This window comes from Arthrobacter sp. Hb9-2 (assembly GCF_059091165.1).
The window spans coordinates 1-22,653 of record NZ_JBNHGJ010000050.1; the positions used below are offsets into that span (position 1 = coordinate 1).

At 64.8% G+C, this 22,653-nt stretch carries 22 protein-coding genes; 11 read left to right on the forward strand and 11 right to left on the reverse strand.

Going from position 1 to position 22,653, the window contains the following annotated elements:
- Positions 1-125 (forward strand): L-serine ammonia-lyase, iron-sulfur-dependent, subunit alpha (locus tag AC5RV1_RS19780; RefSeq protein WP_493995741.1); only part of this gene is annotated, 125 nt, incomplete at its 5' end.
- Between the two features lie 31 nt (positions 126-156).
- Here the strand turns inward: AC5RV1_RS19780 and AC5RV1_RS19785 are convergent.
- Positions 157-702, reverse strand: coding sequence for a TspO/MBR family protein (locus AC5RV1_RS19785; protein ID WP_493995730.1), 546 nt, complete (start codon positions 700-702; stop codon positions 157-159).
- 194 nt (positions 703-896) lie between these two features.
- Here AC5RV1_RS19785 and AC5RV1_RS19790 point away from each other — a divergent pair, with 194 nt between their 5' ends.
- The 3 genes from AC5RV1_RS19790 (at position 897) to AC5RV1_RS19800 (ending at position 4,917) form a co-directional block, all read left to right on the forward strand.
- Positions 897-1,970: a lipid II:glycine glycyltransferase FemX gene (locus AC5RV1_RS19790; protein WP_493995731.1), complete on the forward strand. Its 1,074-nt coding sequence runs from the start codon at positions 897-899 to the stop codon at positions 1,968-1,970.
- Positions 1,971-2,075: 105 nt separating this feature from the next.
- Positions 2,076-3,392: a peptidoglycan bridge formation glycyltransferase FemA/FemB family protein gene (locus AC5RV1_RS19795; protein ID WP_493995732.1), complete on the forward strand. Its 1,317-nt coding sequence runs from the start codon at positions 2,076-2,078 to the stop codon at positions 3,390-3,392.
- Between the two features lie 37 nt (positions 3,393-3,429).
- Entirely contained in the window at positions 3,430-4,917 is a 1,488-nt protein-coding gene (locus AC5RV1_RS19800) for a threonine/serine exporter family protein (protein ID WP_493948998.1), read from the forward strand.
- A 59-nt stretch (positions 4,918-4,976) separates the two neighbouring features.
- On the opposite strand, the gene AC5RV1_RS19805 is transcribed toward AC5RV1_RS19800, so the two are convergent.
- On the reverse strand, positions 4,977-5,816 hold the full coding sequence (locus tag AC5RV1_RS19805) for a siderophore-interacting protein (RefSeq protein ID WP_493995733.1): 840 nt from the start codon (positions 5,814-5,816) through the stop codon (positions 4,977-4,979).
- Between the two features lie 14 nt (positions 5,817-5,830).
- Positions 5,831-6,601, reverse strand: a complete 771-nt coding sequence (locus AC5RV1_RS19810; protein ID WP_493995734.1) for a uracil-DNA glycosylase — start codon at positions 6,599-6,601, stop codon at positions 5,831-5,833.
- Positions 6,602-6,727: 126 nt separating this feature from the next.
- Between AC5RV1_RS19810 and AC5RV1_RS19815 the strand changes: the two genes are divergently transcribed.
- The 5 genes from AC5RV1_RS19815 (at position 6,728) to groL (ending at position 11,328) form a co-directional block, all read left to right on the forward strand.
- On the forward strand, positions 6,728-7,057 hold the full coding sequence (locus tag AC5RV1_RS19815; protein WP_163165689.1) for a DUF3263 domain-containing protein: 330 nt from the start codon (positions 6,728-6,730) through the stop codon (positions 7,055-7,057).
- 50 nt (positions 7,058-7,107) lie between these two features.
- Complete coding sequence (locus tag AC5RV1_RS19820; RefSeq protein WP_493949001.1) at positions 7,108-7,752, forward strand: LytR C-terminal domain-containing protein; 645 nt, start codon at positions 7,108-7,110, stop codon at positions 7,750-7,752.
- Between the two features lie 181 nt (positions 7,753-7,933).
- The gene (locus AC5RV1_RS19825) at positions 7,934-8,140 is read left to right on the forward strand and encodes a cold-shock protein (RefSeq protein WP_493949002.1); all 207 of its coding nucleotides are present in this window, start codon (positions 7,934-7,936) and stop codon (positions 8,138-8,140) included.
- Positions 8,141-8,175: 35 nt separating this feature from the next.
- On the forward strand, positions 8,176-9,417 hold the full coding sequence (locus AC5RV1_RS19830) for an ABC transporter substrate-binding protein (RefSeq protein ID WP_493995735.1): 1,242 nt from the start codon (positions 8,176-8,178) through the stop codon (positions 9,415-9,417).
- Between the two features lie 282 nt (positions 9,418-9,699).
- The gene (gene groL / locus AC5RV1_RS19835; protein ID WP_163165685.1) at positions 9,700-11,328 is read left to right on the forward strand and encodes a chaperonin GroEL; all 1,629 of its coding nucleotides are present in this window, start codon (positions 9,700-9,702) and stop codon (positions 11,326-11,328) included.
- Between the two features lie 99 nt (positions 11,329-11,427).
- Here groL and AC5RV1_RS19840 read toward each other — a convergent pair whose 3' ends face one another.
- Positions 11,428-12,738, reverse strand: a complete 1,311-nt coding sequence (locus tag AC5RV1_RS19840) for an ABC transporter substrate-binding protein (protein ID WP_493995736.1) — start codon at positions 12,736-12,738, stop codon at positions 11,428-11,430.
- A 273-nt stretch (positions 12,739-13,011) separates the two neighbouring features.
- On the opposite strand from AC5RV1_RS19840, the gene AC5RV1_RS19845 reads away from it, so the two are divergent.
- Positions 13,012-14,133: an RNase H family protein gene (locus AC5RV1_RS19845; protein WP_493995737.1), complete on the forward strand. Its 1,122-nt coding sequence runs from the start codon at positions 13,012-13,014 to the stop codon at positions 14,131-14,133.
- Positions 14,134-14,152: 19 nt separating this feature from the next.
- Here the strand turns inward: AC5RV1_RS19845 and AC5RV1_RS19850 are convergent, their stop codons facing one another.
- The 7 genes from AC5RV1_RS19850 to AC5RV1_RS19880 form a co-directional block, all read right to left on the reverse strand.
- Positions 14,153-14,440 carry a WXG100 family type VII secretion target gene (locus AC5RV1_RS19850; protein ID WP_493949005.1) on the reverse strand — a complete coding sequence of 96 codons (288 nt, stop codon included), beginning with the start codon at positions 14,438-14,440 and terminating at the stop codon, positions 14,153-14,155.
- A gap of 107 nt (positions 14,441-14,547) precedes the next feature.
- Positions 14,548-16,086 (reverse strand): sensor histidine kinase, encoded by a 1,539-nt coding sequence (locus AC5RV1_RS19855; RefSeq protein WP_493995738.1) that lies wholly within the window; start codon positions 16,084-16,086, stop codon positions 14,548-14,550.
- Positions 16,087-16,088: 2 nt separating this feature from the next.
- Positions 16,089-16,799 (reverse strand): response regulator transcription factor, encoded by a 711-nt coding sequence (locus tag AC5RV1_RS19860; protein WP_163165678.1) that lies wholly within the window; start codon positions 16,797-16,799, stop codon positions 16,089-16,091.
- Positions 16,800-16,866: 67 nt separating this feature from the next.
- Entirely contained in the window at positions 16,867-17,367 is a 501-nt protein-coding gene (locus AC5RV1_RS19865) for a DUF427 domain-containing protein (RefSeq protein ID WP_493995739.1), read from the reverse strand.
- A gap of 113 nt (positions 17,368-17,480) precedes the next feature.
- Positions 17,481-19,127, reverse strand: a complete 1,647-nt coding sequence (locus AC5RV1_RS19870; protein ID WP_493949008.1) for a DNA repair helicase XPB — start codon at positions 19,125-19,127, stop codon at positions 17,481-17,483.
- A gap of 13 nt (positions 19,128-19,140) precedes the next feature.
- Positions 19,141-21,627, reverse strand: a complete 2,487-nt coding sequence (locus AC5RV1_RS19875) for a helicase-associated domain-containing protein (protein WP_493995740.1) — start codon at positions 21,625-21,627, stop codon at positions 19,141-19,143.
- 10 nt (positions 21,628-21,637) lie between these two features.
- On the reverse strand, positions 21,638-21,871 hold the full coding sequence (locus AC5RV1_RS19880) for a hypothetical protein (protein WP_493949010.1): 234 nt from the start codon (positions 21,869-21,871) through the stop codon (positions 21,638-21,640).
- 218 nt (positions 21,872-22,089) lie between these two features.
- Here AC5RV1_RS19880 and AC5RV1_RS19885 point away from each other — a divergent pair, with 218 nt between their 5' ends.
- Positions 22,090-22,473 (forward strand): cold-shock protein, encoded by a 384-nt coding sequence (locus AC5RV1_RS19885; protein WP_013599963.1) that lies wholly within the window; start codon positions 22,090-22,092, stop codon positions 22,471-22,473.
- The last annotated feature ends 180 nt before the right edge of the window (positions 22,474-22,653 follow it).

Consider the following 22,653-nt stretch of genomic DNA (forward strand, 5'->3'; position numbering starts at 1 on the left):
ACGGGTCCCACCGGGTGTCCCTGGACGAGGTCATCATCACGATGCGCGAGACCGGCAAGGACATGAGCTCCAAATACAAGGAAACGGCCATGGGCGGCCTCGCCGTCAACGTGGCCGTATGCTGACATCTCTGCCGCGTCGGCATAACGCGCGCCGTCAGTTATGGATGGCGGCCCACAAGTTCAGCGTGGCTGCGAACACCAGCCAGGTGATGTACGGCAGCAGGAGCAGGCCGGCGGCCCGGCTGATGGGGCCGAAGGACAGGACCGTCACCGAGACGGCGGCGATGAGGGCGAGGATGATCACCAGCGCCAACCACAGTGCAGCTGTACCGATGGTTGGATAAAGACCGAAAAATACAGGGGTCCAGGCCAGGTTGAGGGCCAGCTGGATTGCATACGCAGTCAGGGCACGCCGGCCACCTGCTGCCTGCTTCCGCCAGACCAGCCAGGCTGCAGCCGCCATCGCCGTGTAGAGGATGGTCCAGACGGGGCCGAAGACAAAGTTCGGCGGCGACCAGGGGGCCTTGTCCGCAGTGGTGTACCACCCGTCCACGTTGCCCGCGGTGGCCAGGGCACCCAGCCCGGCCACGAGGAAGGACGCGGCAAGGAACACCACCAAGGCCACGATCTGCCTGCCAAGCCCCGGCCGCTCAACACTCTGATCCTGCTCGTGCCTCAAAGGTCCGGGATACGGCTGCATGCTTCAACCCTTGCCAGGACGCTTTCCCGAGTCAAGGCAGCGGGGCTTTGGCATCCCCGGCAGGGTCGGCAGCATGGCTTCGGTCCACCACGCTGCAAAGCCCCCACCCCGCCAGGCTTTAGACTTGAGGCTGCATGTCCGCACGCAGCCACGAGTACAGAACCGCGCACAACCCCTGATTGGACACGGCCCCCTTGCGAGAATTCACCGCACGTTTTGCCACAGCCGAGGAAATTGAAAACTGGGACAAGCACGTCACGGCCAACCCGAATGGCGGCAATATGCTGCAGTCCGCGGCATACGCGTCGGTAAAGAACGGCACTGGCTGGAAGGTCCGGTTCCTGGTGCTGGAAAGCTCCGGCACCGCCAGCTACAACCTGGTACTTGAAAAGAAGTTCCCGGTGCTGGGCCGGCTCTGGTACCTCATCAAGGGCCCTGACCTCGCTGAAGCCGGAGACCTGAAGTCAGCCCTTCATGCCTGCGCCGACTTCGCCCGCGCCAGGAAGCTCAGCGTCTTCACCATCAAGATCGAACCGGACATCGTGGACTCGGCCGATGCCCAGGCCCACCTGGCTGAAGCCGGCCTGGTTAAGGCCCCCAACATCCAGTCCAACGACTCCACGGCCCTGTTGGACATCTCCGGCCCGGAGGAAGCCGTCTTCAAGGCTATTTCCTCCCGCGCCCGCAATGCGATCCGCCGCGCAGAGCGGGAAGGCTGCCAGGTGCTCCGGAAGGAACACGGCCCGGAAACCTACCGGGCACTCTACGACCTGATGGCGGACACCGTCAGCGCCAAGGGTTCCATGCCCCTTCGCAGCTATGAGTACTACGCCGAGTTCTGGGACGAGTTTTGCAACCGCGGCCAGGGCAATTTCTTCTTCGTCTATGAGGACGGCAAACCCAGCGTGGGTGCGTTCGTGATCAACTACGGAGCCAAGGCCACCTACAAGGACGGCGGTTCCACCCAGAACCGCAAGCAGTACGGTGACTCGCACCTGGTCCAGTGGGCAGCCATCCGGCGCATGCAGGAACTGGGCTGCACCGAGTACGACTTCTGCGGCACGCCGCCCTCCGCCCGGATCAAAGACAAGAGCCACAACCTGTACGGCATGGGCATGTTCAAGACCAGCTTCACCAAAACGGTCACCGACTTCGTAGGGTGCCACGACTACGTCCTGGCTCCCCTCAAGCACCGTTTGTGGGTCAAAGGCGCCGAAAGGGTCTTCCGCCGAATCGAAACCGCCCGGACCGGCCAGCAGTTCTACTGACCTGTTACGCCCGGACCAGCCGCTGCACCGGCCGGCCGGCCCCCTGCCCGTCATTGCCCTGCGCCTGCCATTGCCAGGACGCACAACAGCGAATGAGGAAATCCCTTGAATCCAGTCACCACCGGCACCGATCTTGAATTTGCCCTCCTCACCGACGCAGACTTCGAGGCCTATGCCCTGAAGCACCCGCAAAACAGCTTTCTCCAGTCCGTTGACTTCGCGGCATTCCAGCGCGCCCGGGGCCAGCAGGTGGAGCTGTTCGGCGTACGCCGCAACGGCGAACTGGTGGCGGCCGGCAAACTGAACTACACCACCACCCGCCTGGGCTACACCGTGTGCGAATGCGCCAAGGGACCCCTGATGGACTACACGGATGCTGGCCTGGTGCGCGCCGTCGTCGGCCTCCTCCGCCAGCGCGCCGCGGAACGCAAAGCCGCCGAGCTGAGGATTTCGCCCAACCTCAAGTACATCGCCCGCGACGCCGAGGGCGCCGAACACCCTGAAGTTGAGGACAACCGGGAGCTGGTGGCCCGGCTTTCAGGGCTGGGATTCCAGCACCAGGGACTGGACATGAACTTCGTCAACGTGAACTGGATGTTCATCAAGAGCCTTGCCGGCGTGAGCGACGCCGAAGAGCTCATCATGGGCACCAGCTACCGGACCCGCAAGGCCATCCGCAAAGCCGAGAAAAACGGCGTCTTCCTGGAACAGGCCACGCTGGAAACCCTTGACGATTTCTACGGCGCCCTGAGCAAGGCCGGGGACGAGAAGGGCTTCGTCTACCGCGAACGTGCCTACTATGAGCACCTGCTCCGGACAACCTCGGCAGAGTTCACAAAGCTCATGATGGCCAAGATCGATATCCCGGCCTACCGGAAATCCATCACCGAGCGGCTGGAGGCGGAATCCGCGACGGCCGCGGAACTGCGCCGCGAGGTGGAAGAGACCGGAAGCAAGAAAAAGGCGAACCGGCTCAAGGTGGTCCAGGACCTCGTGGACAGCTACGAACGGAGCCTGAAGGACATTGAGCGGTTCCCCGACTCGGTGGGAGTCGCCACAGTGGCCGCGATCCACTTTGTCTGCTACGGGGACGAGGTGGTCTGCGTCATCGGCGGAACCGTGCAGGACTACATCTACTTCAACGGCGCCACGTCCTTGTACTGGGGCATGATGCTCCACGCACTGGAGAAGGGGTACCCGCGGTACAACTTCTACGGAACTTTCGGCATCTCCGGCCAGGACGAGGAAGGCCACGGCGGGTATGCGTTCAAAAAAGGCTTCGGGGGAGAGGTGGTCCAGCTGGTGGGTGACTTCGTAATGCCGGTCCGCCCCGCCGTCTTCCACGCCAACAGGCTGGCCCGCGCGGCGGCCGCCGCTGCCCGCACCCTGCTCGGCAAGCTGCCCCTGAAGCGTCCCGCCTGAACTACCAACCACAGCACCGCACCGGGAGGAGGCAACCATGACTGACCGGCCCGAACGTCCCGGGCGCAGGCCGCACACGGACGGCCTGCCCCGAACTGAACCGCTGACCCCTGCCCAGGTCCGGCAGAACGCCGCAGCCAAAAGAATGCTGCGGCGCCTGGTCCAGGGTGAAAACCCGCCCACGGCGCCGATGAGCATCGTGGACCGGTTGACGGGCAGTCCCTACGCCAACCCCACCATCCAGGTGGGCGGCGTTGACACCTCTGCCCGCAAGACCCTCGACTTCGCCCTGCACCTGGCCGAAACCATGTTCCGGTACGGAGCCGGTGCGCTCGAAGTGGAAACGAGCATTATCGCCGTCACTGCGGCGCTGGGCCTGAAGAACATCGAAGTGGACATCACCAACCAGTCCGTCGGCATCAACTACGCGCCCAAAGACCAGACACCCATTTCGCTGCTGCGGGTGGTGCGTTCCTGGACCAACAACTACGCCGGCCTGGCAAAAGTTCACCAGCTGGTGACGGACATTGTGGCCGGCGGAGTAGGCCGGGACGAGGCGATCCGCCGGCTGGATGAGGCCATCACCAGCCCCAAGCCCTTTCCGCGCTGGATGGTCACCGTGGCGTTCGGTACGTTCGCGGCCGTCTTTGTTGGAGTCCTGGGCGGCGGACCGGTGTCCTCGGCGATCGCCTTCGTGGCCAACATCGGAATCAGCCTGCTGGCCCGCCAGCTGGGGCGCTGGCGCGTCCCGGACTTCTTCATCACCGCCAGTTGCTCCTTCGTGGTGACACAGCTGGCGCTGGTGCTCTGGCAGTTCGGGCTGACAACCTCCCCGGCCATCGTGGTGGTGGGCGGCATCCTCCTGCTCCTGCCGACAGGACGCCTCGTCTCGTCGGTGCAGGACGCCATCAACGGCTTCCCCGTGACGGCAGCAGGACGGTTCCTGTCAACACTGCTGACGTTCGGCGCCATCGTTGCCGGTATCGCCGTCGCCTTCGTCGTGGGTGAGCTGACCGGGATGCAGCGCATCGATGTCACCGAAACCTTCCCGCCGGCCTACGACCTGTGGGTCCTGGTGATCTTTGTGGCGGTGGCCGTGATGGCGATTGGCATCACCGAACAGACCAGCTGGCAGCTCCTGCTGCCTACAGCGGCCGTGGGAGTGGCCGGTTACCTCGTCCTGCTCGCGGCCGGCCAGCTCGGCGTGGGTGACCGCTTTTCACCGGCCCTGGCCGCCGTGGTCATCGGCCTGTTGGGGCGTGTGGTGGCCCTTAGGATGGGGGCGCCGCAGCTGGTGGTTGCCGTGCCCGCAGCCCTGATCCTGCTGCCCGGCCTGACCATCTTCCGCTCCATGTATGTGCTCACCATCGAGGAAGCCGAGATCCTGCTCGGCGCCGGCGGAATGCTCAATGCAGGTGCCATCGTGCTGGGGACAGCGGGCGGCATTGTCCTCGGGGACACCCTTGCCCGGCCGCTGACGCGCAGCCTGGCGAGCAATGAGCGGCGGCGCGCCCGCCGCCGCTGACAACGGGACAGGGGCTGGGGGGCCAGCGCCTGCATGGATCCTGGCTGGATCTGACCTGGCTAGATCTGTCCCACCGGCAGCTTTTTCTCGGCCTGGAACACATCCTCCACGCGGCCCTTGGCCCAGTAACCCGAGAGGGAGACCTGGCTGCGTTGCAGGCCCCGCTGGTCGAAAAAGACTCCGCGCAGGGCCTTCATGTAGCCCCGCTCGCCGTGGGCGAAAACATCCACCCGGCCCGCGGGCCATTCGGCCTGTGCGACGGCCTGCACCAGGAGGTCGCTCTCGCCGGCCGGGACGCCATTGCGGGTGAGCCAGTGGATTTTCACTCCGGCGGGGGCAGCGATGGTTTGGATCTCGGCGTCGGAATCCACCTCCACAAAGGCCAACCCTTCCGCTTCCGGCGGCAGGGACTCCAGGCATGCCGCAATCGCAGGCAGCGCGGCCTCGTCGCCGGCATAGAGGTACCAGTCCGCGTCCGGTGCCGGGTTGTAGGCGCCCCCGGGGCCAGTAAAGGTCAGCGAGTCGCCGGGCTGGGCCTTGGCAGCCCAGGGGCCCGCGAGGCCCTCGTCACCGTGGACCACAAAATCAATGGCGAGTTCGCGGGCCGCAGTGTCCACCCAGCGAAGGGTGTAGGTCCGGGTGAAGGGCCACTGTTCCCGGGGCATGATCTCCCGGATGCTCCACAGGTCCAGGGGGGAGGGATAATTCACGCCGGGCTGGGGGAAGACGATCTTGACGTAGCGGTCGACGTAACCGTTGTTCACGAAGTCCGCGAAGCCGTCCCCGCCGGCCACAATTCGAACCATATGCGGGGAAAGCTCTTCCCTGCGCAGCACGGAGAGGTTGATCTGCGGACGGCTTTTCTTGGTGGCGCTGGTAGCGGCGGGAAGGGTGCTCATAAGGCAAGCCTAAGCTAGGGTGCTGCGGGGAGCTCCCAGGTTACGCCCAGGGCACCCTGCGCAATCAGGAGTTCGTTGACCCGGCTGAAGGGCCGGGACCCAAAAAAGCCGCGGGATGCGGACAACGGGCTGGGGTGGGCGCTCGCCACAGCAGGGGCCCCGTCCAAAAGGGGGCGGACGCCTTCGGCGTCCTTTCCCCACAGCACGGCAACCAGCGGCATCCGGGACCCGCTCCCGTCCCGGCGTTGGGCGACCGCCGAGACCGCCGCCGTCGTGATCTTCTCCCAGCCCTTGCCGCGGTGCGAGCCGGCGGAGCCCGCCCGCACCGTCATCACGCGGTTCAGGAGCAGCACGCCCTGGTCCGCCCAGGCGGAAAGGTCGCCATGGACTCTGGCCGGCAACCCGAGATCGGATTCCAGCTCCCGGTAGATGTTCGCCAGGCTCCGGGGGATGGGCCGGGTGCGCGGATCCACGGAAAAGGACAATCCCACCGCGTGCCCCGGGGTCGGGTAGGGATCCTGGCCCACGATCAGGACCTTAACTTGGGCGAGCGGCTGCCGGAAGGCCCGCAGGACGTTCGACGGCGCCGGCAGCACCTGGTGCCCGGCTGCCACCTCGTCGGCGAGGAAGGTGAGCACCTTCCGAAGATCGTTTTCGACGCCCGCCAGGGCAGCGGCCCAGTCGGGAGCCATAAGCTCACCAAGCGGGAGCTGCGCCAACTCGCCGAAACCGGCTCCCCGAGCCGGCTCCTGCTCGAGTTCGAACAAGGCATCTGATTCAAACACGGTCTCATTCTTGCAGGGCAGACTATCCGGGCGCAGGCGGGCCCTTCGCAGCGCCAAATGACAATGCTGTTATTCGTCCGTAGCATGGGGGTCAGACATTTTTCGTAACCAGCTAAGGAGTACGCCGTGGCGGAACCAGCCCGGGAGCACCTGCCGGAGCAGGAACCCCGGCCGTCCCTCCTGGCCGACTTCAAACTCCGGGAGTCGCCGCTGAGCGAGCGGGACCAGCAGATGCTGGCCCTGGAGCGGCAGTGGTGGAAGTACGCCGGTGCCAAGGAACAGGCCATCCGGGAGCTTTTCGACCTCTCCGCAACCCATTACTACCAGCTGCTCAACGCACTGATCGACACCGAGGATGCGTTGGCCCACGACCCCATGCTGGTCAAGCGGTTGCGTAGACTACGTACGTCGCGTCACCGTGCACGTACTGCACGGCGCCTGGGGTCCGACGCGTAAGACGCTCAAGCTGAGCCTTCAGCAGCAATCAACAAGGATGTCGTTCCATCATGACCAAATACGCCCGCGATGAATTCGACAAGGTCCCTGAGACCGCGTCGCGACAAGGTGTCCACCGCACGGCTTCCGCCCCGTCACGGGTACGGCTTTGGCCCATTCTTGCGGTGGGCATGGCCGCACTGGCCATTGGACTGGTGTCCTTCCTGATCCTTCCCAAGCTCGGCTTCAGCGCGCCGGGCAGCCAGGCCGCTTCGAGCCAGGAGGCATCCCCTCTGGCCGGCACCGGTTCCACACCTTCCGCCACTCCGGACGTTTCTCCGGAACCCTCTGCAGAGGCATCGCCCTCTGCATCCGGTGAGCCCGAAACCAGTGCAGAAGCCGAACCGGAACCAAGCGCTTCAGACCCTGCTCCCGTGTTTATCGACAAGGCGCAAAGCGTCGCCATCTACAACGCCGCCGGGACGGCAGGGCTGGCCAGCCGGGTTGGCGGGACGGTCCAGGCGGACGGCTGGACTCTGGGACAGGTGGGTAACTGGGCAGGTTCCCCGCAGCAGGCCTCCGTCATCTTCTACCAGGGGGCAGACCAGTTGCCCAACGCACAGGCCCTTGCGGCGCTTCTGGGTATTCCCACCGTCGTCAACAGCACGGATTTCCAGGTACCGCTGGTTGTGGTCCTGGGGCCCGGCTACCGGTAAGCAGTGCGCCGCTAAGTGGTGTCCAACTGCAGGGTCACGCCTCAATAACTATCGAGGACCGGCCAAGGCCATCCCGGTGCCACCGGCACTGAATTGGCTAGAGTGAGTTTTCAGGGTCCGTTCATGCCGGCAGGCACACAGCGGCCGGGGGCGTCCGGAAATAACGGAAAGAGTGGTCAGCATGGCACTGGGAACCGTCAAGTGGTTCAACGCTGAAAAAGGCTACGGCTTCATTACCGTTGACGGCTCGGGCGATGACATTTTTGTCCATTGGTCCGCCATCCAGGGTGAAGGTTACCGGGCCCTCGACGAGGGCCAGCGCGTGGAGCTCGAAGTTGGCGAAGGCGAGAAGGGCCCGCAGGCGGAAAGCGTCCGGCCGGCCGGGTGAACGATCTGATCCTTCGTCCTGGAAACCTCCGCCGGATGCTCGTCACGGCTGCCGCCTGCTCCACCCTGGTGCTGACCGCCTGTTCCGGCGTCACCGGAAACGCGCGGGTGGAAGCCGCAGAGGCTTCTGGCGACGGTACCCTGCGGGTAGGCCTGATCCTGGACAACACAGGGCAAAACGGCTTCCTCAACGCCCCGCAACTGGCCGCCGCCGAGCTTGCCGTGCAGGAGGTCAATGCCGCCGGCGGACACAAAGGCAGGCCGGTGGAGCTCCTGCCCACCGACGCGGGGCAGGATGTGGCATTACAGGCCCAGGCGCTGGTTGCCGCGAAAGCGGACGTCGTCATCGGCCCCACCGATTCCAGCCATGCCGCAGCGGCCATCGACGTCCTCTCCCGCGCCCGGACTCCGCTTATTTCACCCGCCAACACGGCCGCCGGGCTGAGCAACATCAGTAGCGGCGGCTATTACTTCCGGACCGCATCGGCCGATGTCGCACAAGGCCCGGTACTGGTCAAGATGGCCAAGGACGCCGGTGCCACCTCAGTGGCCGTGATGTACCAGGAAGGCTCCTACGGCAAGGACCTTTCCGCCGCCGTCGCCGCTTCTGCCAAGCAGGCTGGTGTGGAAGTGCTGGCAACTGCCGCCTTCACGCCGGGTGACGCCGGCAGCGCAGCCGATGCTGCCGGCAACGCCGACGCGGGCGCCGTCATTGTCATCGCCCGTGATGGGGCGCAGGGTGCGCTGGCAGAACTGGCAAATTCACGTGTTGACGGGAAGCTGCTCATCCTCAGTGACGGTGCCTTCGGCCGGTACGGGTCAGGGGTGGCAGCCGGCTACTTGGAGGGCGCCCGGGCGGTGGTTCCCGGCCAGCTCCCTGACGCCGACTTCCAGGCAAGGCTCCTGACGGTGGACCCGGGCCTCAAGGACGTGTCCTTCGCCGCCGAAGCCTATGACGCCGTGACCGTTGCCGCCTTGGCTGCCGTGAGGGCACAGGACGACGCCGGCCGGTCTATCGCCGCCAACCTGATTGCCGTTTCGGGAGGAACAGCGGAAGGATCGTCGGGCGGAGCTGCTGCGGAGGCGTGCCAGTCCTACAAGGACTGCCTGGCACGTCTGAAGTCCGGGCCGGATGCCAATTACGACGGCGTGTCCGGGCCGATTGCCTTCGACGCCAACGGGGACGTCACGGCAGCCACCTTCACCGTCTTCACCTACGGGGCCGAAAACAACCCCGTAATAAGCGGCCACGAGACGGCGGGGCGGGCTTCGAACTGATCGCAGCCGCCGCTGCCGGGAGGTACTGTTTTGCGTCCCTTTCGCTTGCACTCTCACGTGGGGAGTGCTAATTATTGAGTTAGCACTCTGACGTACCGACTGCTAAAGCAATGCTGGTTCCGGCCTGCGGCGCGCGGCACCGGTCGAGGAGCGAAGAAACACCTAACTGGAGTGAGATCCGCACCCGGAGGCATACAGAGGCCAACGGCAAAGGATCGTCCGTCGCGGGCACTGCAGCGAAGGTTCATTCTTAACGACTGTCCCGAAAGGACTATTGCCGTTATGGCCAAGATCATTGCATTTGATGAAGAGGCACGCCGCGGCCTTGAGCGGGGCCTGAACATCCTCGCCGACGCCGTTAAGGTCACCCTCGGCCCGCGTGGACGCAACGTCGTCCTCGAGAAGAAGTGGGGCGCCCCCACGATCACCAACGATGGTGTTTCCATCGCCAAGGAGATCGAGCTGGACGATCCCTACGAGAAGATCGGCGCCGAGCTGGTCAAGGAAGTTGCCAAGAAGACGGACGACGTCGCTGGCGACGGCACCACCACGGCTACCGTGCTGGCACAGGCACTGGTGAAGGAAGGCCTGCGCAACGTTGCGGCCGGCGCCGACCCGCTGTCCCTCAAGCGCGGCATCGAGAAGGCAGTTGAGGCCGTCACGGCCGAACTGCTGAACTCCGCTAAGGAAATCGAAACCAAGGAAGAGATCGCCGCTACGGCGTCCATCTCCGCCGGCGACGAGGAAATCGGCGCCCTCATTGCGGAAGCCCTGGACAAGGTGGGCAAGGAGGGCGTTATCACGGTCGAGGAGTCCAACACCTTCGGCCTGGAGCTTGAGCTCACCGAAGGCATGCGCTTCGACAAGGGCTACATCTCCGCCTACTTCGTCACCGACACGGAGCGCCAGGAAACGGTCCTCGAGGATCCGTACATCCTGATCGTCAACTCCAAGATCTCCAACGTCAAGGAACTGGTTGCTGTCCTTGAAAAGGTCATGCAGTCCAACAAGCCGCTGCTGATCATCGCCGAGGACATCGAGGGTGAGGCACTTGCCACCCTGATCGTCAACAAGATCCGCGGCACCTTCAAGTCCGTCGCCGTCAAGGCTCCGGGCTTCGGTGACCGCCGCAAGGCGCAGCTTGCCGACATCGCCGTCCTCACCGGTGGCCAGGTCATCGCCGAGGAAGTTGGCCTCAAGCTGGAAAACGCCGGCCTGGAACTCCTGGGCAAGGCACGCAAGGTTGTTGTCACCAAGGACGAAACCACCATCGTCGAGGGTGCAGGCGACGCCGACCAGATCGCAGGCCGCGTATCCCAGATCCGCGCCGAGATCGAGAACTCCGATTCGGACTACGACCGCGAGAAGTTGCAGGAGCGCCTGGCCAAGCTGGCCGGCGGCGTGGCAGTCATCAAGGCCGGTGCCGCAACCGAGGTTGAACTCAAGGAGCGCAAGCACCGCATCGAAGACGCAGTGCGCAACGCAAAGGCTGCTGTTGAGGAAGGCATCGTCGCCGGTGGCGGCGTGGCCCTGATCCAGGCCGGTGCCAAGGCATTCGCCAACCTGCAGCTGTCCGGCGACGAGGCAACCGGTGCGAACATCGTCCGCGTTGCCATCGATGCACCGCTGAAGCAGATTGCCTTCAACGCCGGCCTTGAGCCGGGCGTTGTGGTGGACAAGGTCCGCGGCCTGCCCGCCGGCCACGGCCTGAACGCAGCAACCGGCGAATACGTCGACCTGCTGGCCGCCGGCGTGAACGACCCCGTCAAGGTAACCCGCTCTGCCCTGCAGAACGCGGCCTCCATTGCCGGCCTGTTCCTCACCACCGAGGCAGTTGTGGCCGACAAGCCGGAGAAGAATGCTGCTCCGGTTGGCGGCGGCGACGACATGGGCGGCATGGGCGGCTTCTAGCCTTCCCGCCGGGCCAGTCCCGCACGCACCACACGCAACAGCGGCCCCCTCGCTTGAGGGGGCCGCTGTTGCATTTGTCGGGGTTCTGCAGGACAGGAACTACTTCCTGGCGCCGGCCAGCATTCCTTCAACTTCCTTCTTGAATGCTTCGGCAGCCGCCTGCGGCGTCAGGCGGTCATAGAGGACCTCGTCGGTGTACCGCTTGATCACGTTCTGCACGCTGCCTGCGCCTACCGGGGGAACGGGCGGCGCTTCCTTCATGTCAGGGGCGATGTCCTTCAGGAAGCCCACCACAGTGGTGTCGGCAGGCTTCAGGGAGGCTGTAATGCTGTCGACAATCTCCGGGTTGGTGGGCACGCCCCGGTCGGTCATAAGAATGGCGCCGGCATCCGGGCTGTTGGCCAGGTAGTTGATGAAGGTGGCCGTGGCTTCGGGATGCTTGGTCCGTGAAGAAGCGGACCAGAACATGGTTGGCTTGTAGTACATGCCGTTACTTTCCGCCGAGCCGTCCTTGCTGGGCGCCCGGAGCATCTTGATGCTGCTGCCAGTGGTGGCTTCGAGGGAGCCGAGCTGGTTTGTCCACCACCACGCCATGCCCACCCGGTTAGTGCCGAAGAGGCTCTCCTCAAGGCCGGCACCGGAGTCCTCCGTGGCCACCGTCGCCGGCGGGCTCGCCTTGGAATCGCGCTGTTCCTTCAGGCGCTCCCAGAAGGAGGCGGCCGTTTTAGTGTCGAAGTCCAGCTTGCCGTCCTCGGAGTAAAGGTTCTCCCCATGCTGGCGGAGCCAGATGATCAGGTCCGCCTCATTGCTGCCGTAGGCCGCGCCGTAGTTCTTGCCCTCTCCTGCAGCGCTGATCTTGGACGCGGTCTCGATGAATTCGTCCCAGGTCCACTTGGTGTCATCGGGCAAGGGCACGTTGGCTGCCTCAAAGACCTTCGTGTTCGCCATAATGACATAAGCATTCTGGCCCGTGCTCAGCCCATACTGGGCATCGTCGTACTGGCCCGAGGCCAACGCCTCCTTGTCCAGCTTGGAGGTATCGATTCCCTTCTGCTTGGAAAGGTCCAGCAGGGCTCCGCGGCCGCCGTACTCGGCAATGTATTTCTGGTCCATCTGGATGACATCAGGGGCATCGTTGGCGGCCGTTTTGGTAGCCAGCTTGTCCCAGTAGCTGGCCCACTCGCCGGGTTCGGACTCGATTTTGATATTCGGGTGCTCTGCCTCGAAAGCGTCGATGACCTTTTCGGTTTGCGCATTGAGATACTCGTTGCCCCACCAGGCAAATCGCAGGGTCACTTCCTCGTTGCTGCTGGGGCTGGTGGACGCACCACAGCCGGTTGCGAGGAGGGAGAGCGCAAGTGCTGCCGCGCCGAGCTGGAATTTCCTCCGGCTAATGGTTGGAATCGTCATTGATGTGCCTTCCTTGGTCTGCTGAACTTGCTTCCCCAAGGTCTCCCCGTCACGCGTCGTCGCTGACAGGCTTCAATTGAGAAAGCGTTTTCTCGTATAACGTCCGATTGTGCCGGTGCTTTGAACCCTGCGTCAAGAGGTTTTCGGTAAACGCTTTCCTTCGGCGGTCTTCTATGCTCTTCCTGCCGACGTCCGTTCGCTATGCTGAAGCCGCTCTGAGGGTTCGGAGGAGCCCGCATCCGCATTGTCACCGACTTCTGGCAGGATGGACCGGTGACAATTACTGCAGCGGCCGACGGTTCGGCTTTGGGAAACCCCGGCCCGGCTGGCTGGGCCTGGTACGTGAATGACGATTGCTGGCGGGCCGGCGGTTGGCCGCATGGCACCAACAACCAGGGCGAGCTGATGGCTGTCCTGGATCTGCTGCGGGCCACCGCGCACCTTCGCCACGAGGACCTGCACATCCTCTGCGACAGCCAGTACGTCATCAACTCGATCACCAAGTGGATGCCTGGATGGAAACGCAAAGGCTGGCGGAAGGCGGACGGCAAACCGGTGCTGAACGTCGATCTGCTGAAAGAGCTGGATCGGGAGCTCGCGGGACGGAAGTACAGGTTCGAATGGGTCAAGGGGCACGCCGGGCATGACCTGAACGAAGCCGCCGATGAGCGGGCGCGGGCCGCTGCGACCGCCTATCAGCAGGGGGTGGCGGCCAGATCGGGACCAGGGTTTCCCGGCGCCCACCCTGCGCCTGCTTCCGTTACGCATGCAGCCGGCAGAGCCCCTGCCGCCGGTGAACCCCCGGAAGCCGCCTCCGGCGAACCTGACCTCTTCAGCCAGCAGGACATCACCCAACCGGGGACCACCCCAGCGGGGACCATCCAACCGGAGAGCACACGGCGGAGAGTTGCCCGGCAAGATGCCACCCAGAAGGAACCCGCCCCAGAGAAATCGGCCGCAGGGGAAGCCGCCCAGTTGGACTTTACCCAGTTGGACTTCACCCAGCTGGACGGCGCTTTTGACCTTGCGGGGGCGGCAGGCCAGGCGGAAACAGCCCCGCCCGAAGCGCTTGTGGAAGAGCTGGAGCGCGAACTGCTCGGACCCCTGGTGCGCGGCGACATCGGCAGGACAGCTGTCCTGCTGCACCCGGACTTTCTGGAAATCGGCAGCTCGGGCAGGGTCTGGACGCGGGACGCCATGATGATGGCGCTCGAAGAAGACCCGGGCGAGCGGACCGACATCGAGATCCTCGGCGCGGACCGTATCGGCACCAGCGTCGTCCTGCTGACGTACCGGAGCTACGCTCGCTCCGGCACGACTCTCAGGAGCTCACTGTGGGTGCTGGACGGCGACCGCTGGCGCCTGCGGTTCCATCAAGGCACCCCGGAAGCCTAGGACCGCAAACAGGGCGAGATCAGCTGAACCTCTGCGTGTTCCCCTGCTCCGCCTGCGCATACGTGGCCGCAGCCGAAACGAGGGCCATGTTGATTGAGGCCAGAGATGCCTCCACCCTTCCTTGGGTAATGGTCCACTCCGTGATGAGTGCCTGGAAGTTGGTGGCAGCGGAGCCCCGCCAAGAGCCCTGAAGCTCGTCAAGCCCGCGCTTCATGGCCTGGACATCGGCGCTGATCCGGTCCACGGTTGCCTGGACGTTGGCGGACTTAAGCTGGAGGAGTTCGGTGTCGACGGAAATGATGCTCATGGCAGGGCCTTTCGCTGGAACGGGCAGCTTCTGCTCCCGCACCCGGGCTGTCCGGGCTACTGCCTCGAGCCTAGGAAAGCGGAGGCGCTGCTGCCATTACCGGGAACCTATATGTGGATAACCCTGCCGTCGCTGCCCCGGGCGTCACTGCCGGCGGGCCTGGGAAACGAACCCAGGCTTTCTGCTTCCTCGCCGTCCGCTGCTTCCTTCTCCGGCGCGTCATCGCGGTGCGGGAGCGTGGCCACCAGAGTTGCGCCCCCGCCGTCGGTATTTTCCACCCGGACGGAACCGCCGTGGGAGCCCACGATCGCGGCGACAATGGCCAGCCCCAGCCCGCTGCCTCCCGTCTCCCTTGTTCGGGAGGTATCTGCCCGGTAGAAGCGCTCGAAAACCTTGGAAGCGTCCTCCTCCGAGATCCCGGGCCCGTGGTCGCGGACTTCGATGACTGACCTGAGCTGCCCGCCCTCTGTGGCACGGACGCCCACAGCCAGCTCGATGGGGCTGTCCTCGGGGGTATAGCGCAGTGCATTGCCTACGAGGTTGCCCACCACCTGGCGAAGCTTGGCTTCGTCGCCCAGCACGGGCGCGGGGGCTGCCGGGCCGCCGTCGAGCCCGGTGAGCGATATCACCCGTGAGCGGGCGCTGGCCTGGGTGTCCACCACCGCGTCGTGCGCTATCAGCTGGAGGTCCACGGGCTTTTGCTGCAACGGCCGTTGCTCATCCAGACGGGCCAGCAGCAGCAGGTCCTCCACCATGGAGCCCATGCGCTTGGCTTCGCTCTCGATCCTGCCCATGGCAGTGGCCACGTCCTCGTCCGTGGCCAGCGCGCCGTGCCGGTACAGCTCGGAGAAACCGCGGATGGTCACCAGCGGGGTCCGCAGTTCATGGGATGCATCGGCTGCGAACCGGCGCATCCTCGCCTCAGACGCCGTGCGTGCAGAAAAGGCCGTTTCGATGTGGGCGAGCATCGCATTCAGGGAGCTGCTGAGCCGGCCCAGTTCGGTACCGGGATTTTCCACGTCCACGCGGCGGGAAAGGTCACCGGCAGCAATGGCGGCGGCGGTTTTTTCCACCCGTGCCAGCGGCCGGAAGGAGCGCGAGACAGTCCAGCTTGCAATCATGGACGCCAGCAGGAGCGTCAGCAGGCCCACTCCGGTAACCACCAGGCTGGCATGTTTAAGCACATCATCCACGCTTTGGAGCGGCAGCCCGATGACCACCACTGCTTCGGATTCCTCCGTCTGCACAGGGACCGCTACTACTCGCCAGTTCTGGCCGTCATCGCCGCGGACCTGGTAGGGAACCGCGCCGCGGTCCCGGGCCTGCTCCACGGTGATGGCAGGGATGTCCGGGCCGCCGTCGTCAGGGTCGCCGCCGAACGGATAGGGCTTTTGTCCCGGAACAAAGAGAATCAGCGAATAATCGGTGGGGACCATGGGGTTGCGTGCCTGCAGCGGCGTAAAAGACTGCTGCTCCTTCGCGAGATCCACCGCTGCGTACAGCTTGTCGTCCACCTGGGCCTGCAGGTAGCTGCGGAGCAAGGCAAGCGTGCCTGCACCGGTGACTGTCAGGGCAACAATGAGCAGCGCCATGATCATGGCCACCAGTTGCGTCCTGAGCGAGGACGACTTCCACCGCTGCAGCAAGGTCAGCGCTTCTCTGCCGTCCGGAGCACGTATCCCACGCCCCGCTTGGTCTGGATCAGGGCAGGAGCTGCAGGGTCAATGTCGACTTTCCGGCGCAGGTAGGAGATGTAAGACTCCACGATGGAGGCATCACCGTTGAAGTTGTACTCCCACACATGGTCCAGGATCTGTGACTTGGACAGCACACGGTTGGGGTTGAGCATGAGGTAGCGGAGCAGCTTGAACTCCGTGGGGGACAGTTCGATGACGGTTCCGCCGCGCCGCACTTCGTGGGCGTCGTCGTCGAGCTCCAGGTCATCGACGCGGATCACGGCGTCGTCGTCGAGCAGGGGCTGCGTTCGGCGCAGAACCGCGCGGATTCGGGCAACTACTTCATCGAGGCTGAATGGTTTGGTCACGTAGTCGTCCCCGCCGACAGTGAGGCCTGTGACCTTGTCCTCTGTATCGTCCTTTGCTGTCAGGAACAGAACGGGGAAGTGCTTCCCTGAAGCCCTGAGGCGTCGGGTGACGGTGAACCCGTCCATATCAGGGAGCATAACGTCCAGGACGGCAAGGTCCGGTGCGTGCAGGTCGGCAGCGGCAAGGGCGTCGCGTCCGTTTGCTGCGGAGACGACGTCGAACCCGGCGAACCGCAGGGACGTCGAGAGCAACTCCCGGATGTTCGGTTCGTCATCCACTACCAGGAGCTTTGCCTCAGGCCCGTTCTTGTTCATGCTTCCATGATGCTCCCGAAATCTGGGAGTTGTCTGGATGGTTGTTGTGAGCAGGGCGCGCCTGTGCTTACCACCCGAGTGTTCCGGGTTCACCCTTGAAGGGGCCGACTACTCGCCTGGTGATCCAACCACCGTAGTAGCCGCCGGCCTGGGGGAGCACACGCTCTCCGTCGACCTCGCAGCGGTCCATCCTGCCGGGATAGACCGCAATGCGGCCCAAGAGCGCAGCGTAGGCGGCGACGGGTTCCGGGTAGAACCACGCTGCCCGCTCCGCGAGCTTCCCGCCGCCGCGGACATTCAGGTACCGCGCCGAGCCCTTGAACTCACAAAAGCTGCTTCCAGGTGCAGGCTCCAGTGCATCCGGGTGGAAGTCTGACCGGAGCAGGTAGTAGGCCGGAGGGTGGCTCGTCTCCAGAACGCGGAGCGAATCTGTGGTTTCCAGGATGAGTTCGCCGCCCAGGAAGATCCGGATCCGTTCCTGGCTCGGCTCCACGCGCGGTGGCCGCGGATAGTCCCACACTGACTCTTGGCCTGGCAGGGGAATGACGGGCCTTCTCTCGGGAAGCATGGCTCCAGTGTGCGCCTCACCACTCCAGTTCGCACTGGACGGGCGCCCAAATTCAGACTGCAGAAGCGCCCATTTCCCACTGGACGGGCGCCCGGTTCCTGCGGGAGGTTCGGCTATTCGGCCGTTTCCACGTCCTTGGCGTCCATGATGCGGTAGGCGTAACCCTGCTCGGCAAGGAACCGCTGGCGCTTGGCGGCGAAGTCCTGGTCCAGGGTGTCCCGTGCCACGAGCGAGTAGAACCGCGCCGCCCGGCCGTCCTTCTTGGGCCGCAGCAGCCTTCCCAGCCGTTGTGCTTCTTCCTGCCGCGACCCGAAGGAACCGGAAACCTGGATCGCCACCGAGGCCTCGGGAAGGTCGATGGAAAAGTTGGCAACCTTCGAGACCACGAGCGTCTGGATCTCCCCGGCACGGAAGGCATCAAAAAGCCTCTGGCGTACCTTCACGGAGGTGTCGCCCTTGATGACCGGCGCCCCAAGGCGCTCGCCGAGGTCGTCCAGCTGGTCGATGTACTGGCCGATGACCAGCAGTTGCTCCCCGCTGTGCCGGGCCACGAGCTGCTCCACCACCTGCGTTTTGGACTCGGAGGTGGCACAAAGCCGATACTTATCCGCATCGTCCGCCATCGCGTAGGCAACCCGCTCGTCCCGCGGCAGGTCCACCCGGACCTCCACGCAGTCGGCCGGGGCAATGTAGCCCTGGGACTCGATGTCCTTCCATGGCGCGTCGTAGCGCTTGGGTCCAATCAGGCTGAACACCTCGCCCTCCCGGCCGTCTTCCCGCACCAGGGTTGCTGTCAAGCCAAGGCGGCGCCTGGCCTGCAGGTCCGCGGTCATCCGGAAGATCGGCGCCGGCAACAGATGGACTTCGTCGTAAATGATCAGGCCCCAGTCATGCCCATCCACCAGTTCAAGGTGCGGATACAGGCCACCGCGTTTGGTGGTGAGGACCTGGTAAGTGGCAATGGTTACCGGCCGTACTTCCTTCACAGCCCCCGAGTACTCGCCAATCTCGTCCTCGGTGAGGGACGTGCGCTTAAGCAACTCGTCCTTCCATTGCCGGGCAGCCACGGTGTTGGTTACCAGGATCAGTGTGGTGGTGGAGCCGGTGGCCATGGCTGCGGCACCCACCAGGGTTTTGCCCGCCCCGCAGGGCAGCACCACAACCCCGCTGCCTCCTGCCCAAAAGTTGTCACTGGCCATCTGCTGGTACGGCCGCAGTTTCCAGCCGTCCTCATTCAGCGCGATCAGGTGCGGGGTGCCGTCTACGTAGCCGGCCAGGTCCTCTGCCGGCCACCCAATCTTGAGCAGGAGCTGCTTAAGCTGTCCACGCTGGGAGGCGTGCACCACCACGGTTTCGCCGTCAATGCGTGGTCCCAGCAGCGGCTGGATCTTTTTGGAACGAATCACTTCCTCGAGGACCGGGTAATCGTCAGTCCGCATGACCAGTCCGTGCTGCGGGTCCTTTTCCAGGCGCAGCCGGCCGTACCTGGACATGGTTTCCTCGACGTCGATCAGCAGCGAATGCGGCACGGGGAACCGGGAATACTTCAGGAGGGTGTCGAGGACCTTCTCGGCGTCCAGGCCGGCCGCACGGGCATTCCACAAGCCCAAGGGAGTCAACCTGTAGCTGTGAACGTGTTCAGGGGCGCGTTCCAGCTCTGCGAACGGCGCGATGGCATGCCGGGCTTCAGTGGCGAGCTCATGATCAACCTCGAGCAGGATGGTCTTATCGCTCTGGACTATCAAGGGGCCGTCGTTCACGCGGGGGAGTCCTTCACTGGCGCAGTTCCTCTGCTGCCTCAATGTCAATGATGCGATGGATGGACAACACCCGTTCGGTGTCCTTCGCGGGGTCGAAGACCCGCACCCGTCCGCCGCTTACTGAAAGGGGAACAACAACTTCCAGGTTGGCATTCCCCAGGCCGTCCACTACGTTCATGCTGATGCGCTGCTTGAGCCGGATGGCCCGTTGCAGCGCCTCCAGGCCAAGCTGAGTCGCTGCTTCACCGCTGTGGTCTGCGTCCGCGCCGTGATGAGTCCCGACGGCGGCAGGACGGTGGCGCAGCACATCAAGTTGTGCTTGCACTTCCTCCGCCGGCGGGGCTGTCCGCGGGGCAGTGTAGATGGGGCGGGAGGGGCTGTGCGGTGCCGGAACGCGCCGGAGCCGGAGCACGGGCGGCTCCGAATCGTCAAACGACGGGGACAGGCCCAGGCTCCGGAGAACCTGCGCTGTTTCCCGCGGCGGCGCCGAAGAGATGAGGACCGTGGGCGCAATCCGTACCAGCCCCAGCCCCTCCGTCTTAGGCCCGGCCAACAGCTCCAGCAGTGCAGCCTCATCCTCGCTCTGGACGAAGCTGGCCGCTGCACCCACCCGCAGCCGGCCGTGCCGGGCAGCCGTATCCTCCACGAGGTACTGCAGCGGCTGGGGTACGGCAGTGGCCGAGTGCTCCTTCAGGAACTCCAGCACGGTGGAGGCGTCGTGGCCGGCATCCAGAGCACGCCGGATGGAGGCGGGCGAGAAACGGTAGATGGTGGCAGGCCCCTGGCCTTCGGCATCGGCCATCAGAAGCAGTTTCTCCGTCAGCGCCGGGGCCAGGTAGCCGGGCGCAACGGCGGTGAGGTCCGCCTGGAGCAGCACGTGGTTCAATTCGGCAGGCAGGTGCTCGCCCAGGATGGAGAGGGCGGCCTCGGGATCGTCGTCCGCGATGGCGCTTCCCAGTTGGCTCAAGGCCCCTGAGCCCAGCAGCCCGAGTATTTCGGCTTCGGCCAGGACTCCGCGGATCAGGGAGCTGAACCGCCGGGCCATCCGTGGCTGAGCCCATTCTGCACGCTGGAGTACCGCTGGTGCGTCCAGGACCGGCGCAGTTCCGTCCGGGGCTGCTGCTTCACGGGTGAGTTCGTTCAGGATCTCCAGGATCCGTTTGCGTACCACGGGGGCGTCGGGCCGCTGCGCTTCGGCGGACAACGCGATGATGGTGCTCCCGGAAGCAGCCCGGTGCGCTGCCGCTCCCGGGGTTCCGGCGATCGGCTGCCCCACCATGGACGGCACGCGCTCGCTGGCCAGCCAGGCGTTGACGAGCCAAAGCCACTGTTCCTGCCTGGGCAGGATAAGCCACTCCAGCTCCGGTGGCTGGACCCAGGATGATGAGTCGACATCCAGGCGGATCAGCCCTGCAAGCCCGCAAAGCTCCAGGAGCAGCCCGGCCCGGGGCTGTTCGATCCGGAGCATCTCGGCCAGCCGTCTCATCTCGCGGACACCCACGCCGCCGCTGCGCAGTGTGGCCAGGGGCTGTTCGCGCACAGCCTGAAGTACTTCCCCCACCAGCCGCAGCGTCTCGCTAATGGCGCCCAAGGCAGCATTGCGCCGCAACGCGGCACTGGTCCGGCCAAGTTCCGGGACCGGGGGCGACAGCCTGAAGTCGTCTATGACGGCGCCGCCCCGCAGCGAGAGCCCTACGCTGTGGGGCAGCTCCACATGGGCGGCGTCCAGCGGCACCAGCAGGCCCCGCGCCAGGAGCCAATCGATGGGCCCGACGTCGGATCCCTCGGTGGTGATGGACGCCTTGCGTTGCGCCTGGGGAACGGCGCCCATGGCCCAGTTCCTGAACCGGGCGAGCAGGGCCGCCGTCCGTTCCGGAGCCGTGGCCAAAATGTCCTGCAGGGCATCCGGCGAGGACGTCCAGTGCTGCAGGGCCAGCGCCGCCTCCATGGGCGTTGTGGCTCCATGGATGGCCGCGCCGCTGCGGTGAAGTTCGGAAACGAGCTGGACCGCCCGCTGCGCGAAGGCCGGCTGGAGGCGCACCAGTTCCGTATAGCTGCGGCCAAGCCCAGCCGGATAGATTCCCACCACGTCCTTGAGGCTGCCAACGGGGAGGAAATAACGCTGCCTGTTGCCGGTGGCGGGTGACCCGTGCGGCGGTTCGGCACGGTGTACGAGGGCGAGTTCCTGCATGGACGCCAGGATTCGTTCCACAGCGGCAACCGTGGAACCGGAAATCAGCTTGCGCAAGCCGGCGGCGGAGGCGCTGTGCTCCGTGTCCGTGTTGGTGCACAGGTGGAGGGTTTCCAGGACTTGCATCTGTGGCCGGTTGAGGCGCTCCAGGGCGCGCTGGACGCTGACGCGGCCGCTGGCCCGGGCAGCGAGGGCGGCGAAGTCGGGTACAGCGGGGGAGATAAGGTCCGGCCGCGCGTCGAACAGCGCCCGCAACGAGTCGTCGCTGCGGGCCTCCAGGTCCTTGCTGAGCGCGCGAATAAGGGACATCAGTCCAACGTTACCGCCCGCCCGGTTTTCCTGCCCGGCGGCGTCCGGCAACACTGTCCAAAACAAGGAACAGCATTAGGAGGAACGCCAGCGGCAGGCCGTACAGGGCGGTATAGGTGACCCAGGCAGGAGCAACCGAACCGGCGAAGGCGAAGGCCATCACGGCAGCCACCGCCACTAGCGAAAGCACGGCAATAATTGCGGCGAAGATCGTCAGTGGACGCCGGTAACGCGAGGGTGTCATGAACGTAACGCTAACAGCCCGGTCTGACAGTCCGGGCATGAGTGCAGGGTGGCGCTGCGGAGAGGTATCGAAAGCAGGATTACGGCACCGGGCAGGATAACCTTGAGGGATACAGACCAACGCGGTCTTTAGCCGTCATACCCTGGACCCGCACAACAATGTGGATGCGGTGACGGCTGGCCGCGTCTCAAGACGTCAGAACGAAGAAGGTTGATTACGTGCCTACCGGCAAGGTCAAGTGGTATGACAAGGAAAAAGGTTTCGGATTCCTCGCGGGCGAAGATGGCCAGGAAGTCTTCCTGCCCAAATCGTCGCTTCCTGAGGGTGTAACCGAGCTGAAGGCCGGCACCCGCGTCGAGTTTGGTGTGGCCGATGGCCGCAAGGGTGCCCAGGCCCTGGGCCTGCGGGTGCTGGACAAGACGCCGTCCATCGCCAAGGCCAAACGGCCCAGTGCCAAGGACCTTGCGCCGCTGGTCCAGGACCTGGTGACTGTTTTGGACAACCTGTCCGGAACCCTTTCCAAAGGCAAGTACCCGGAAGGCAATAAGGGCAAGGCCATCGCCGCCGCCCTGCGTAAGGTTGCCGACGAGCTGGATGTTTAGGCCCTGATGAACCGGGAAGCTGATCAGCAGGACCTGGAGTCACTCGATCCGGAGTCAACGCCCTTGGCGAAGGGGTTGGAGTCGCCGGATGAATCGATGGACCCGGTGTCGTTGGAGACGGCGCAGCCGCAGGCAGGTGCCGCAGCCGGCGGGGCGGCCGGTGGTACCGCGGCCACTGCC

Coding starts and splice junctions, on each gene's coding strand:
- AC5RV1_RS19785 (WP_493995730.1), bottom strand. CDS start 702: ATGCAGCCGTATCCCGGACCTTTGAGGCACGAGCAGGATCAGAGTGTT.
- AC5RV1_RS19800 (WP_493948998.1), top strand. CDS start 3,430: ATGACTGACCGGCCCGAACGTCCCGGGCGCAGGCCGCACACGGACGGC.
- AC5RV1_RS19805 (WP_493995733.1), bottom strand. CDS start 5,816: ATGAGCACCCTTCCCGCCGCTACCAGCGCCACCAAGAAAAGCCGTCCG.
- AC5RV1_RS19820 (WP_493949001.1), top strand. CDS start 7,108: ATGACCAAATACGCCCGCGATGAATTCGACAAGGTCCCTGAGACCGCG.
- AC5RV1_RS19825 (WP_493949002.1), top strand. CDS start 7,934: ATGGCACTGGGAACCGTCAAGTGGTTCAACGCTGAAAAAGGCTACGGC.
- AC5RV1_RS19830 (WP_493995735.1), top strand. CDS start 8,176: ATGCTCGTCACGGCTGCCGCCTGCTCCACCCTGGTGCTGACCGCCTGT.
- groL (WP_163165685.1), top strand. CDS start 9,700: ATGGCCAAGATCATTGCATTTGATGAAGAGGCACGCCGCGGCCTTGAG.
- AC5RV1_RS19840 (WP_493995736.1), bottom strand. CDS start 12,738: ATGACGATTCCAACCATTAGCCGGAGGAAATTCCAGCTCGGCGCGGCA.
- AC5RV1_RS19850 (WP_493949005.1), bottom strand. CDS start 14,440: ATGAGCATCATTTCCGTCGACACCGAACTCCTCCAGCTTAAGTCCGCC.
- AC5RV1_RS19860 (WP_163165678.1), bottom strand. CDS start 16,799: ATGAACAAGAACGGGCCTGAGGCAAAGCTCCTGGTAGTGGATGACGAA.
- AC5RV1_RS19865 (WP_493995739.1), bottom strand. CDS start 17,367: ATGCTTCCCGAGAGAAGGCCCGTCATTCCCCTGCCAGGCCAAGAGTCA.
- AC5RV1_RS19875 (WP_493995740.1), bottom strand. CDS start 21,627: ATGTCCCTTATTCGCGCGCTCAGCAAGGACCTGGAGGCCCGCAGCGAC.
- AC5RV1_RS19880 (WP_493949010.1), bottom strand. CDS start 21,871: ATGACACCCTCGCGTTACCGGCGTCCACTGACGATCTTCGCCGCAATT.